The sequence below is a fragment of the Paenibacillus wenxiniae genome, assembly GCF_039822605.1.
Classification (GTDB): Bacteria; Bacillota; Bacilli; order Paenibacillales; family Paenibacillaceae; genus Saccharibacillus; species Saccharibacillus wenxiniae.
Genome location: NZ_JBCGUH010000005.1, coordinates 103,247 through 117,076, shown reverse-complemented (window position 1 = coordinate 117,076; position 13,830 = coordinate 103,247). Strand labels below are relative to the sequence as shown.

Annotated in this window: 11 protein-coding genes; 10 read left to right on the top strand and 1 reads right to left on the bottom strand. The window is 46.7% G+C overall.

Annotated features, from left to right (window positions below; all coding sequences use genetic code 11):
* Window positions 1–244: 244 nt before the first annotated feature.
* The 9 genes from AAHF22_RS11280 (at window position 245) to AAHF22_RS11240 (ending at window position 10,985) form a co-directional block, all read left to right on the top strand.
* Entirely contained in the window at window positions 245–574 is a 330-nt protein-coding gene (locus tag AAHF22_RS11280; RefSeq protein ID WP_347325106.1) for a hypothetical protein, read from the top strand.
* A gap of 491 nt (window positions 575–1,065) precedes the next feature.
* Window positions 1,066–1,494, top strand: coding sequence for a hypothetical protein (locus AAHF22_RS11275; protein ID WP_347325104.1), 429 nt, complete (start codon window positions 1,066–1,068; stop codon window positions 1,492–1,494).
* A 359-nt stretch (window positions 1,495–1,853) separates the two neighbouring features.
* Entirely contained in the window at window positions 1,854–2,516 is a 663-nt protein-coding gene (locus AAHF22_RS11270) for a ThuA domain-containing protein (RefSeq protein ID WP_347325103.1), read from the top strand.
* A gap of 238 nt (window positions 2,517–2,754) precedes the next feature.
* Entirely contained in the window at window positions 2,755–3,084 is a 330-nt protein-coding gene (locus AAHF22_RS11265; protein WP_347325102.1) for a phasin family protein, read from the top strand.
* 1 nt (window position 3,085) lies between these two features.
* Window positions 3,086–4,756: an ABC1 kinase family protein gene (locus AAHF22_RS11260; protein WP_347325101.1), complete on the top strand. Its 1,671-nt coding sequence runs from the start codon at window positions 3,086–3,088 to the stop codon at window positions 4,754–4,756.
* A gap of 860 nt (window positions 4,757–5,616) precedes the next feature.
* Window positions 5,617–7,068 carry a SulP family inorganic anion transporter gene (locus AAHF22_RS11255; RefSeq protein ID WP_347325100.1) on the top strand — a complete coding sequence of 484 codons (1,452 nt, stop codon included), beginning with the start codon at window positions 5,617–5,619 and terminating at the stop codon, window positions 7,066–7,068.
* A gap of 288 nt (window positions 7,069–7,356) precedes the next feature.
* Window positions 7,357–9,168: a DEAD/DEAH box helicase gene (locus AAHF22_RS11250; RefSeq protein WP_371834055.1), complete on the top strand. Its 1,812-nt coding sequence runs from the start codon at window positions 7,357–7,359 to the stop codon at window positions 9,166–9,168.
* Between the two features lie 884 nt (window positions 9,169–10,052).
* Window positions 10,053–10,478, top strand: coding sequence for a DMT family transporter (locus AAHF22_RS11245; protein WP_347325331.1), 426 nt, complete (start codon window positions 10,053–10,055; stop codon window positions 10,476–10,478).
* A gap of 12 nt (window positions 10,479–10,490) precedes the next feature.
* Entirely contained in the window at window positions 10,491–10,985 is a 495-nt protein-coding gene (locus tag AAHF22_RS11240) for a DMT family transporter (RefSeq protein WP_347325099.1), read from the top strand.
* Window positions 10,986–11,393: 408 nt separating this feature from the next.
* On the opposite strand, the gene AAHF22_RS11235 is transcribed toward AAHF22_RS11240, so the two are convergent.
* A complete protein-coding gene (locus AAHF22_RS11235) occupies window positions 11,394–11,885 on the bottom strand; it encodes a hypothetical protein (RefSeq protein ID WP_347325098.1) in 492 nt (163 codons plus the stop codon).
* 629 nt (window positions 11,886–12,514) lie between these two features.
* Here AAHF22_RS11235 and glsA point away from each other — a divergent pair.
* The gene (gene glsA, locus AAHF22_RS11230) at window positions 12,515–13,456 is read left to right on the top strand and encodes a glutaminase A (protein WP_347325097.1); all 942 of its coding nucleotides are present in this window, start codon (window positions 12,515–12,517) and stop codon (window positions 13,454–13,456) included.
* The last annotated feature ends 374 nt before the right edge of the window (window positions 13,457–13,830 follow it).

Below are 13,830 nucleotides of genomic sequence, written 5' to 3'. Positions count from 1 at the left end.
GCAGATGTCATTGGCTAGAAAATGATACAACGCTCACTTTAACTTATTGCTTTTCATACCCTTAATCATATCCACCATCATGTCATCTACGTATGTGCCTCATTATATGTTATACTTAAAAGACAGATTTTGAGAAAATGCAGTGTACTTGTTAACATCACTTCGATTTTTAACAGGCACCCTGCATTTTTTGCTACTGTATATTTCTTCACCTAGCCATACAACAGCCACAGGAGGTCAAATGATGAACTTAACCAACGAACAGGTCATTCACGAAACATTTGGTACAGGGCAAGTAGTAGAACATGATAACGATCGTATTACAGTCATGTTTGATCAAAGTGTAGGACGCAAAAGCTTCGTTTTCCCTGATGTGTTCAGCAGTCATCTCAAAATAGACAAAGCGGATCTTCAAGCTGCTTTGCAGCAGGCATATGAGGCGAAGGTCAAACAGCACGCCGAGCAACAAGTGATTGAGAAGCGTGAAGCTGAAGAAGAAGCCGTTCGTGTGGCAGAAGAGCAAGCGCAAGCGAAGAAAAGCAGTCGCAAAAAAGCGGTCAAGAAAAGTAGCTAAACTCTCCCTATATAAACGTATGGTGTGAATACAGTAAGCTGTACCATCGATTGCATAATCGATAGGCAACGAACCGAACGCAACTTAGAATCCGCTGGCGGCGCGCATGGATCAGATGACGCAAAGCGACGGGGCAAGACGTTGTGGCTGAATACCGATTTCAACGGTGTGCCGCTAAACGTGACCGATGAGCGAGACGACATCCACCGGAGCTACGAGTATAGCAGCTCCGGTGGATGTCGTCAGATAGAGGGTTTTACCTGGCTCACAAAAAGGAGCACGAACTATACATCCAGTTTAGACTCCATTTGAGAGTGATGTTAGCGTTGAAAACGATAATTTGAATAAAGCCAATAAAGGTGTTCATTCAGTTTTAGGTCATGCTAAAACTGAAACTGGCACTTTACATAATTTAGCCAATGGGTGGTCTGGAGAGTTTCAGGATACAAGTGGAAATGTCGAAATTATAATACTAAAATGAGTGGTTAATAATGAATGACAAATGGATTCCATCCACCAATTTAGATCTAATAGATGTTATCAATACACATAGTATTAAAGGAGTACAAGTTGGTTCGCCAGAATCTGTTGTACTGGAAATAATGGGCGCGGCACAATTACCAGCAACGAAACTCAGTAAAAAATCAAAAGTGCTCCATCATCTATATGGTAATGTGAATGTATTATCTGAAAATGGATATGTCATCGCTATAAATATAGACTTTCATAGTAACAGAACGGAAATGGTAGCGATCGGAGAGATCGATAGTTGGGGGATCGATGATTGGATGCAACTGGCTAAAAAAGAAGGTTGGATCGTAACAAAGACAGAGGATGTAATCCAATGTGTAGGAAATGGGATCATGATTAGCTTATCTCGAGCGGGCGAAGTAGGATTGCTATCTTTGAGGTCGTGTTAGAGTAACCCCAAACCCGGACGGATTCATGAACATCCTACCGATGAACGAATCAAACTAGACGACAAATAAATAATAAGCATCCAATCCATGCACGCAATGCTCACTATATAACTTCAGCAGCTAGCTACGATGATCTATACTATAATGCATAAAATTTGAATTATATGTCAAATAAAACTGAAATACGGGTAAGGACATATTGAGGCTTGTAGAGTAGGGGATGGTGTAAGGCATTTCTGCTCTGATTTGCTGTATACGTGTCATTGACGGTGAGGTGTGCTAAGCCCGGCTTCTGCTCGCTGCTCGCCTCCCTTTGCTATACTATCTTATTTTTCTAATGCGAAAGGGGAATCGATTATATGAGTACAACCTCCAATTCCAAGCAACATATTAGACAGGCATTGTTGATTGGGGATTACGGAGACGATGCACCGTATCACCCGCTGGATCAGATTCAGTCTCACATCGATCAGCTCATGCCTGAGGGCTGGGAACTGCATGTTAGTGATGATTACGATCTGTTTGAAATGGAGCGTCTGGAAGCATACGACCTATGTATTGTCTATACTGACGCATTTAACAAGAAAATCAATCCACGGCATGCCGCAGGTATTATTACATATGTGGCGAATGGAGGGGGCTTATTGATCTTGCACTGCGGTGTCTCGCTTCAGGAAACGCGCTACGAGTTAAAGCAACTAATGGGAGCACAGTACCGCGGACATACCGATTACCAGGAATTAGAAATGCATGTATCCTCGCACGCCCATCCGATTATGAAAGGCATTTCTAGCTTTGTGATGGAGGAAGAGCCGTATGAGTTCACGCTATTGCCAGGAGCAGAGCGAACGATCTTAATGGAATATGTGATGGATGGTGAAATGTGGCCGGCTGCGTGGTGCTCTGAATATGCGCTGGGACGTACCGTTTATGTGATGCCGGGTCATCATGCGCCTTCTTTTCAAAAACCTGAACTGCTGCGCTTGATTGCTCAAAGCATGATATGGGCAGCGGGTGAGTAAGCGTAAAATGTACCGATTATTACACTACAATTTCATATGTATAGGCAGGATTAGGCATATGGACCGAGAACCGTTATACTAAGAACAGATCAATGACGCATGGTCATATTGGCATGAGTCGGTCGGAGTCAGAGGTGGCGGATGTTGCTGTCTGTGATCGTACCGGCATATGCCAATATGCAAAATGGAAGTAGACGAAACGTAAGACTGTACTTAATTGATGTCAGGAGGAACGGAAATGAGCGATTTGTTCAAAAAAGCATTGTCTCTTGGACTTGGCATGACGGTAGTAAGTAAAGAAAAAGTGGAAAAAGCAGTGAATGATATGGTAAAACGCGGTGAACTGGCTCCATCGGAATCCCGTGCACTGGTGGATCGTCTAATGGATCGTGGTGCAGACGAGCAAAACCAGATCAAAGATTGGGTTCGTCAACAAGTGCAAAAAGCCCTGACCGAGCTGGATGTGCCGACTAAAGCGACGATCGACCAATTGCAGCAACGCATTACAGTTCTGGAACAGCGACTGGCTGAAAAGGAACAAGATCAGCCGCAGCCGCCACTAGCCTGAGATGTCTCTTCATATCCGGCATGCCGGGAGGTATAGAGAAATCGCCATGGCGCTGATGCGTCATGGCTTTGGTTTTATGGTCGAAGAAATGGGTTTAAATCGGATGCTGTCGATTCCGCTTAAACTGGCACGCCGCGACGTACACGGGATTCGTACAGTAGGCGAACGAATCCGACTGGTGCTGGAAGAGCTAGGGCCTACTTTTATTAAGCTCGGTCAACTGGCGAGTACCCGCTCCGATTTGTTGCCGGAAAATGTAATTGATGAGCTTGTGAAGTTGCAGGATCAGGTGCCGCCCTTTCCTGGAGAAGAAGCGCGCCAGATTATTGAGCTGGAGCTAGGTTTGCCGATTGAACAGATGCTGGAAAGTTTTCAGGAGACGCCGGTTGCTGCCGCGTCGATCGGTCAGGTGCATCTGGGCAAACTTCATTCTGGTGAACTTGTAGCGATCAAAGTACAGCGTCCTGGTGTAGCCCGAATGGTGCAGCGTGATCTGGAAATTTTGCAAGATCTGATCGGTATTGCCAAGCGTCATATGGATTGGGTATCGCAGTACAATATTAGCGAGATTATCGAAGAATTTTCCAAATCGATGCGTGCTGAGCTGGATTATAATGTGGAAGGACGCAATATGGAACGGTTGGGGCAGAACTTTGCCGATAACCGACGTATCCATATTCCGAAAACGTTCTGGAATTATACGTCCGCACGTGTACTAACGATGGAGTTTGTCGATGGCATTCATATGGGCAAGCCAGAAGAGATTGTCGAGCAGGGGCTGCAACTACCGGATGTGGCACAGCGTCTGGTCGATTCGATGCTACAGCAGATTTTTATCGATGGCTTTTTCCATGCTGATCCACATCCAGGCAATCTGCTGGCATTGCGCGATGGACGTGTAGCCTATCTCGATTTTGGCATGATGGGCCGCCTGAATAGCGATACGAAAAATGGGCTGGCGAGCTTCGTGATCGCTATGCTGCGTAAAAATACAGATAGTATGGTTCGTGCCATTCTCAGGCTCGGCTTTGTGCCAGATGATATCGATATTGCCTCCCTGCGCGGTGAACTGGAACGATTACGTGATCAATATTATGAAGTTCCTTTCTCACAGATCAATCTGGGGCAGGCACTAAATGAAATGTTCGCGATCATCCGCACCTTTCGCATCGATATCCCATCCGATCTCGCCCTGCTTGGCAAAGCGCTGATCACACTCGAAGGGGTAATCGGACGACTTGACCCGAACCTGAGCATCGTCAAAATGGCAGAACCTTTCGGTCGCCGCCTGCTCGGTGAACGCTACAGTCCTAAGCGTCTGCGCGAGCGCATTACCGATGGCGCACTACAGGCGATTGAGGTACTTACCGACCTCCCGCGTCAGACATCCGAACTGTCACGCGTGATTCGCTCCGGCAAACTCAAGGTCGAAGTCAATGTACCAGAGCTTGGCGAACTGCTCCACAAAATGGATCAGATCGTCAACCGACTTGCTTTTAGTATCGTACTATTAGCTTTCTGCATTATTATGGTCGGCTTGATCATCGGCTCATCCCTACGCGATCAAAGCCCGATCCTATGGGGCCTGCCTGTCGTCGAAATCGGCTTCAGCATCGCCACGTTGATGGTACTGTGGTTGTTGTTCGCGATCTTCAAGTCGGGACGGTTTTGAGCTGGGGTGTTGAGTCGGGATATATGGATAGATCACACAGCTAGATGGCAAGACGCTCGTATGTAAGCGATGATGGATGGCGATCCGTGCATGAAATATAGGGTATACAAAATAGGAATGTGATTTTAGAAATGTGATTTATGGAAGAACGGGTATTCTACTCGTTCTTTTTTGTATTGTTATTAACATGTATACGTTTTGAATGGCTTGAGAGTAGAACGTAATGAATACATCTTTTGTTAGCATTGGGGTAATGGTATATTCTATCATTGCTCATTTATCGATACGAGTGTGGATTGCATATAATCAACAAGACATCAAAAAGCGAACTAGTAAAGATCCATCTATACATGTGGATACAATTAAAGAAGAAATGAACAACAGCTAGTGAGTTATCTAAAAACGACAACTTCAAGATCTGTTTTTGAAACGGAAATGAAAAATTGTAACTACATATTGTTTATAAATAGTACAAAATGGTGAATGTTGCGCTACATACTAGAACGGAGACAGGGAAATAAGGGAAAAGGACGACTTTGGAGAGGGGACTTACCTTTACTTCTAATCTAAAAGATGCTTGCAGCTTCCCTGTCATTCATTCCCTGATTCTTTACCAGAGTAGCGTCTACCCAAACTGTATAATTTCACGTTATAACGCTTACATCTACAAAACATCTAGCCGTACCTAATTGAATTGGGTATAATAAACTTCTATGTACATCTACGGTCCCGGTTGTCCTGCGAGAGGAAACCAATTTATGTTACAAACAAGCATGGCATAATGCTTCATTCGATCAGTCCTGTCCGGCACATACATCTATGCAATCGGATTGCTGCGTTATGCCTCCAAGAGGAGGATTATGACTTACAAACAACAATGGTTTGGTAATATTCGTGCTGACGTACTGGCAGGAATAACGGTAGCGCTGGCGCTCATTCCGGAAGCGATTGGGTTTTCGATTATTGCAGGCGTGGACCCGATGGTTGGTCTGTACGCTTCCATCTGTATTGCAATTGTCATTTCGCTCGCTGGTGGACGCCCGGGTATGATTTCAGCCGCAACAGGCGCAATTGCCGTGCTCGTCGGTACACTGGTCGCGCAGCATGGCGTTGAATATCTGTTTGCGGCTACGATTCTGGCAGGTGTGTTCCAGATTATACTGGGCTGGCTGCGGATTGGACGCTTTATTACGTTTATTCCGCAGTCGGTCTTGACGGGCTTTGTTAATGCGCTCGCGATCGTCATTTTTTCAGCGCAGCTGCCGCAGTTTGTCGGTGCGAACTGGATGATGTATGCGCTTGTTGGGCTGACGCTCGTCATTATTTATGTATTGCCACTATTCACAAAAGCTGTACCTGCCCCACTGGTAGCGATTATTATCGTATCGTTGCTGGCGTTTTTTCTGCATCTGGATGTGAAGACGGTGGGCGATATGGGTAATCTGAGCAATGAGTTACCCTTTTTCCATTTACCGGTTGTACCGCTTGGCTGGGATTTGTTCGTGACGGTTTTGCCGTATTCGATCTCGATCGCCTTTGTCGGTTTGCTGGAATCGCTGCTTACCGCGACGATTGTCGATGAGATGACCGATACGAAGAGCGATAAAAACCGTGAAGCGAAAGGGCAAGGGATTGCCAACATTGTGAGTGGTCTGTTTGGCGGTATGGCAGGTTGCGCGATGATCGGGCAGTCGGTCATTAACGTAAAGTCCGGCGGACGCGGGCGATTGTCTACTTTTATCGCAGGTGCATTTTTGCTTGTGTTGCTCGTCGTGCTGGGCACGATTGTACGCGAGGTGCCGATGGCAGCGCTCGTCGGCGTAATGATTATGGTCTCGATCGGTACGTTTAGCTGGAACTCGCTCCGCACGATTCATAAAGTGCCGCTGGCGGAAGCGATTATTATGGTTACCGTTGTTGTGATCGTCGTGCTGACAGATAATCTATCGATTGGTGTTGGGGTCGGTGTCGTGATGAGCGCGCTGCGCTTTGGCTGGAAAATGTCACAGCTTCATATTACGGAAGCGAACGATTCATCCACTACACATCGGGTGTATCAGGTGCGGGGACAAATGTTTTTCGGAACGATGAGCCAATTTATCGATCATTTCAAGCCACAGGATGATTCGGATGAGGTGACGATTGATTTTGCACGCTCGCATATTTGGGATCATTCAGCGGTCATTGGCATTAGCAAGCTGCGTGATAAATATACAGCGGCAGGCAAAATTATTCATATTCGCGGTCTGAATGAAGAAAGCCGTGAGCTATATGATCGTCTAAATCATGGTACAATTTCATCCGGGCATTGACGGGAAGCCGAATACACGTTATATTGACGCTAGGAGATTATGTCTTTTGCACAGTCTTCGCTTGTTCTGGCATGACGCTAGGATGAGCAAAATGGAACCGCAATAGCATGTTTTATTTTCGAATGAGCATAGTGTATCTGACGATATAGACGCTGAAGCATCGGGATGAACCGATGCTTCTTTTTACGAGCAGCGATTGCGCTCCAACTGGCCTGAGTCGTACCTCTGTACGGCTGCACAGCAATGTGCGGACGGGCTGCCCAAATTTTATGAGAATAGGTGAAATCATTGACAACCAACTTTAATTCCTTTGACATTTCGTCTGCCGCCGTTGAATTGCTGGCAGCGAACGGCATCGCCCAGCCGACTGAAGTGCAGCAAGCATCGATCCCTTTATTGCTAAATGGTGAAGATGCAATCGTACAGGCGAAGACCGGTACCGGTAAGACGCTGGCGTTTTTGCTCCCGATTTTTGAAAAGTTAAACCTAAACGTGACTGGTGCGCCGCAAGCGCTGATCGTTGCACCAACGCGCGAACTGGCTCTGCAAATTGCGACCGAAGCACGTAAGCTCGCAGATGCCTATGAAGGTGTACGCATTCTGGCAGCTTATGGCGGTCAGGATGTAGAACGTCAGCTGCGCAAACTGGAAGGCGGCTGTCACCTCGTTGTAGGTACACCGGGGCGTTTGCTTGACCATATGGGTCGTGGCACGCTCGATATGACGAAGATCCGTACACTTGTATTGGATGAAGCGGATCAAATGCTGCATATGGGCTTTTTAAAAGAAGTAGAGCAGATCATTCTGGCAACTTCGCCTTCCCGTCAGACGATGCTGTTCTCCGCGACGATTCCGGATGGCATTCGTCGTCTGTCCGCTCAATATATGCGCAAGCCGCACGATATTCGTGTCGGTACAGAAGAAACGGTTCCGCTGAACTTGATCCGTCAGCTTGTAGTAGAGTGCACACCACGCGGCAAACTGGCTGCGTTGAACGAATATATCGAACGTGAACGTCCGTATCTGGCTGTAATTTTCTGCCGTACAAAACGTCGTGCAGCCAAATTGAATGAAGAGTTGCAGGAAATGGGCTATGCGTCAGATGAGCTGCATGGCGATCTGTCTCAGAACAAACGCGAGCAGGTCATGAAGGCGTTTCGTGATGCGAAATTGCAATTGCTCGTCGCTACCGATGTGGCAGCACGCGGTATTGACGTTGAAGGTGTAACCCATGTATTTAACTATGATATTCCGCAGGATGTCGAATATTATATCCACCGTATCGGCCGTACCGGTCGTGCAGGCGGCAAAGGTCGCGCGATTACATTTGTGACTCCACATGATCGTCGTGAACTGGAGCAGATCGAACGCGAAACCAGTCAAAATCTACCGCGTGAAATTTCCAATACGTCCGCACAATCCGAGGATTCGGGCGAATTGTTATCCAATGTACGTTCGCCAAAGCCACGCACAGGTTCCAAAACGAGCAGCGGCAGTGGTAGCAGTCGAGGCAAACGTGGCGAGTCCGGTCGTTCCGAACGCGCACAGAGCAGTGGCGGCGGTCGCTCCGGCGGCGCTGGTGGCAGACGTGGTGCGCGTGCTGGCAGCGAGCGCGGAGGTGCATCTCCGTATAGCTCAGATGCACCAAAACGTACAGGTAAAAATAAACGTCCAGCGAAATCTGCTCGTGCAAGCGTGAGTGAGCAAAGTGTAGTATCCAGCTACGATGCAGATGCACCGAAGCGTACAGGTTCCGGTCAACCACGTACAGGCTCCAGCCAGCAGCGCACGGGTTCCAGCCAGCAGCGTGCAGGTTCCGGTCAACAGCGCACGGGTTCCAGCCAGCAGCGTACAGGCTCCAGTCAGCCACGCTCTGGCTCCGGTCAACGTAGCGACAAGCCAGCAAGCTACGGCGGTAATGGCACAGCGATGTCCCGTCGTACAGATGAGCAGGGCAACTTCCGTCGTGATTCCTCCAAAGGAAACGGAAGCAAATCCGGTGGCGGACGCAGCCGTGAATATGGACCAAGCAGCCGTCAGAGCAGCAACCGTTCCACACGCGGTAGTTCCGATGGTGGCAACAGACGCGGCCGTCGTTAATCGAACCGTGTAGGTAGCCTGTAGGTCAAGGCAGAGTTCTTTGTGCTTGTGTTAGTAATGACGTTTGGATGGTGTAGGTAGCTTATAGTTCAAGGCACAAGGTCGCTATATGCTGGAATGATCCAGCAGGTGGACGATGTTGCTGGAGCTAATCAAAATGTTGCTAGATCTAATGAAGGTGTATCAACAGTGCCGCTCAAGCTAAGGCGAGTCGAGCTTAGGATTTAGATATTAAGGGTGCTCCGGTGGAGCATCCTTTTTGTATCGTTTTCCTTCAAACGCATCAATAAAAACTAGGGTGTGTACATAACTCGTATACGTATTAAGAAGCATTTCACTGTGGAAAGGAAATCAGGGATAAGGATGACCTGTAAGTACAGGAATCTACCATGAACTTCTATTCCATACATTCCTGTGCGAGACCGGGGTTTGCCCTCTTATTCCTTGCCGGAATGGGTTCTGCCCCAGCAAAAACCGATTGCGTACATGCCCTGGGTGATATCATCGTCTCCATGTATCAAATTTACTATCGATGGGACATATGTCCTTTTCGGCGATGCTCGTATGCTTTTTAATGGAAAGGGTCAACTATGCAAAATGCTCCAACGGTATAAAACGATCAAACGTTTGGCAGCAAAACAGTCAACAGCAACATACGGCATAACGATACGATATAAAGATACGAATGCACATACAAGTATGACCTACACATACAAGTATGACCTACACATACAACGTGAAGCACGATCTTCATGTGCATCACATCCATCTCCAGCATATCGGATTCAATCTATACAAATCAAAGCAACAGAGTCGAATTTATAAGCAAACAGATAGACTATTCATATAGACAAGCAGATCGGAAAAGGGAGGAACACAATGTGCTGAAAGGAATTCTGTTCGCCTTGCTAGGCGGTGCCTGTATTACACTGCAAGGCGTAGCGAACAATCGCATCAGCTATGATATCGGTACATGGCAGGCAGCGACGATTACGCAGCTGACCGGCTTTATTTTGGCGGCAATTGTACTGGCATTTGTAAGGGATGGTAGCTGGAAAGATATGCGTCAGGTGCCTGCGCTATACTGGTTTGGTGGGGCATTTGCCTCGGTCATTATTTTCAGTGAAGTGACAGCGATTCAATATATTGGCGTGACGTTCACGATTGCGATGCTGCTCATTGCGCAGCTATGTATGACGTTTGTGATTGATAGCAGAGGCTGGTTTGGCGTATTGCGCCGGAAGATTACCGTGCCACAATGTATCGGCGTAGGATTGATGATTGCAGGCGTGCTTATATTAAAGCTATAGGAGGAACAACATATGATTATGGGCATATTGCTCGCTATGGTGGCAGGCGCATTGGTCAGCTTGCAGACGATTTTTAACAATCAGGTGAATGCAAGAGCCGGTTCATGGGCGACAACGACACTCGTGCTCGGGATGGGTTTTATCGCTTCGTTTATCGCGAGCCTGATCTTTGAAGGCAGCGGGACATTTTCGCTACAGCATATGAAGCCGTGGTATTGGATTAGTGGCGCGATCGGCGTTGGGGTTGTATTTTGTCTGGTGCAGGGGATTAAACGTCTGGGTCCGACTTTTGCCACATCGATCGTGCTGATCGCGCAGCTGAGTACCGCGTTAGTGTTCGATACGACAGGCTGGCTGGTCGCGCAGAAAATCGCCCTCACCCCCGGAAAATTGATCGGTGTGCTCGTTATTGTTGTAGGCATTATCGTATACAAATTCGGCGATCGCTGGGTGGGTAAAGCATCGCGTAACAAAAAGCCTGCCACATCGCATACATTAGGGCAATGATAGGCGTTGGAGCCAGTCCAGTAGCATTCGAGCAACATCGTAACATAAGAGCAATATTATAGGCGTAAACTTGTAAAGGTAATAGCATCAACGCATCATGATCAACGTATCATTGTAAAAATAAAGGCAGACGGGAGGTATCTACCGTCTGCCTGTTTGTATTAGATCAAATGTATACACGAGATCGTGCGGATGATCCATCTGAGATCCTACCGATCGATGCTCGAGCATCTCGGTTCTATTTAAACGAATCGATATGAAAAGAATAGAGAATCATCATAGAAATTGTACACGGATTAGCTGGCGTTATAGGGTAACAGTTAAACTTACCTGTTTGCGCAAAAGCTTAAAAGCTCAAAAGCTCAAAAGCTCAAAAGCTCAAAAGCTCAAAAGCGCTTAATCTCAGCTTTAACCTGCACTCATAATCATTTGCAAGCTAGCGCGTGTATCCTCATAATTACGGAACGATCCTGCAATTTTGGTCAGCATCCATTGCTGCTCGTGTTTATGATAATGTACGGTCACAGCATTAGGCAAAAGATACACCAGTTCATCGGTTAGCTCGAACGGTTCCAGCTTGGCGCCAGCGCCTGTAGCGTGTAAAAATAATCCTTCGGGTGTGCGAATGGCGATCTCACCGCAGTCGGAACAATCTGCCCATACATCGATACTATCAAACAGATACGTACCGGAGCAGCGAAATGTCACATTGACCGCATGCCCAGCATAATGAAAGGTTAACACCTCATGTTGCCCGTCGCTCCATACTTCATCCGCCTGCGGCTTGAGTGCTTCGAGCGCAGGAAGTGCGCTATGAGCCAGACAGAGGGGGAGTTGTCCCTGAAATGCATACTGTTCAATCGGAACTGTCGCGATTGCTGCTCTGAATTTACCGTTCATCGGATCACCACTTTCTGTTAAATGGAGTACGGGTACAGAGCCAATGCCTGAGGCATGTACGCCGTTAGGAACATTATACCGTTTTTTACGCAAAAAGCTCATTTTGCGCTTGAGTTATACATTCGACATACCAACCGAATTGCCTTCTCTGCTATAGTAGAACATAGTTGTACGTGTACGAAAATGGGATATAAGGGCTAATATACGAATTAGAGGTTGTAGTGGATACGTTCAAACCGGTTTGCTGGCAGGGATAGAATGACTAGCTATATCTTGCTAATAGCTAATTACATGTAGTTTTCTCCATTATGCTATAAGCTTCAATTGCAGTTGTACGTGTACGAAAATGGCATGTAGAGGTTATTGAGCGGGCTAGAGGTATATTGGATACAGTAAAACCTGTTTGTTTGCAGTGATAAAATTGTCAGCGATACCTTGTTCATAGCTGCGTTCGTGTATTTTTTTCATTTTGCATGAGCTTTGTGATGTATCAGCTTCAATACTAGGAGCTACGATAAAGGAGCTTTGACCATACGTACAGATAGCACGAATAACATTATTGGAGCAAGCTGCCCTGTACTATAAATAAAAAAACCAATCAAAACCAATCGCGTAGGAGTGATGCATAGATGAGTTTCGAACAAATGGAAAAATTAAAAACCAAACTACCCGAGTGGCTGGAAACGAGCCGCCTGCGCACCGGTCAGGGTGATGTGGCAGCCTATATTCCTGAACTGGCAAAAGCATCACGGGATACGCTTGGCATCCATATTGCCGATTCGCAAGGACAGACGGTGTCGGCCGGTGATTGTGGAGTACCGTTTACGATGCAAAGTATTTCGAAGGTGTTCACGCTAATTTTAGCGCTGATGGATCATGGCGAGGAAGCGGTCTTTTACAATGTAGGCAAAGAACCGACAGGCGATGATTTTAATTCGATGATCAAGCTGGAGCTAGTCGAGCCGGGGATTCCGTTTAATCCGCTTATTAATGCAGGCGCGATCACGGTATCGTCGCTAATTGCTGGCGATAGTCCAGAGGAGAAGTCTGCGCGGATTTTACATTTTTTCCGCAAGCTCGCTAGCAATGAGCGACTGGACTACAATATGGATGTGTACCATTCCGAGCTGGAAACAGGCGATTTGAATCGCTCGCTGGCGTATTTTCTGAAGCAAAATGGCGTGCTCAAAGATCCAGTCGAAGATGTGCTGTCCGTCTATTTCCGCCACTGTTCGATTGAGGTGGATTGCTCTGATCTGTCGCGTATGGCGCTTGTGCTGGCGTTTGACGGTGTTGATCCGCATAGTGGAGAGATGCTTATTCCACGTCGCTATATCCAGATTGCCAAGACGTTTATGGTCACCTGTGGCATGTATAATGCATCCGGCGAATTTGCGATCGATGTCGGTTTACCAGCAAAAAGTGGCGTGTCTGGCGGCATTATGGCACTCGTGCCTGGTCAGTATGGTATCGGTGTTGTTGGGCCATCGCTTAATAACAAGGGCAATAGCATCGCTGGTGTGCATTTGCTGGAACGGTTGTCAAAGGAGTTTGATTGGAGTTTGTTTTAAGGGGAGCAGCCTAATTGCGTGAATCCAGACGTAAAGCTGTATCGTGCATAAAGCTTAATGCTAAAGCGTATCATTTGGATTGAAAATGGATAACATACAAGGCTTGCGTGGAGCAATCATGCAGACTAATAAGCAGTTGATCTTACTGAATAGGTGAAATAAATATCCAAAGCCATCGGAATCTGTACAAATAATGTACATTCTGATGGCTTTTTTGTAATTACGGTTGACAAGTGATAATGATTATCAGTATCTTAAATGATATGCAACAAAAGATGAAGTTATGATGAATATAGCACATACGTTATTTATTTCGGATACAGCAGTATAGATCATCATCCCATCGATCAGCCGAAGTGCAAATGTACTTCGCG

Coding starts and splice junctions, on each gene's coding strand:
- AAHF22_RS11255 (WP_347325100.1), top strand. CDS start 5,617: ATGACTTACAAACAACAATGGTTTGGTAATATTCGTGCTGACGTACTG.
- AAHF22_RS11240 (WP_347325099.1), top strand. CDS start 10,491: ATGATTATGGGCATATTGCTCGCTATGGTGGCAGGCGCATTGGTCAGC.
- glsA (WP_347325097.1), top strand. CDS start 12,515: ATGAGTTTCGAACAAATGGAAAAATTAAAAACCAAACTACCCGAGTGG.
- AAHF22_RS11275 (WP_347325104.1), top strand. CDS start 1,066: ATGAATGACAAATGGATTCCATCCACCAATTTAGATCTAATAGATGTT.
- AAHF22_RS11280 (WP_347325106.1), top strand. CDS start 245: ATGAACTTAACCAACGAACAGGTCATTCACGAAACATTTGGTACAGGG.
- AAHF22_RS11265 (WP_347325102.1), top strand. CDS start 2,755: ATGAGCGATTTGTTCAAAAAAGCATTGTCTCTTGGACTTGGCATGACG.
- AAHF22_RS11270 (WP_347325103.1), top strand. CDS start 1,854: ATGAGTACAACCTCCAATTCCAAGCAACATATTAGACAGGCATTGTTG.
- AAHF22_RS11260 (WP_347325101.1), top strand. CDS start 3,086: ATGTCTCTTCATATCCGGCATGCCGGGAGGTATAGAGAAATCGCCATG.
- AAHF22_RS11235 (WP_347325098.1), bottom strand. CDS start 11,885: ATGAACGGTAAATTCAGAGCAGCAATCGCGACAGTTCCGATTGAACAG.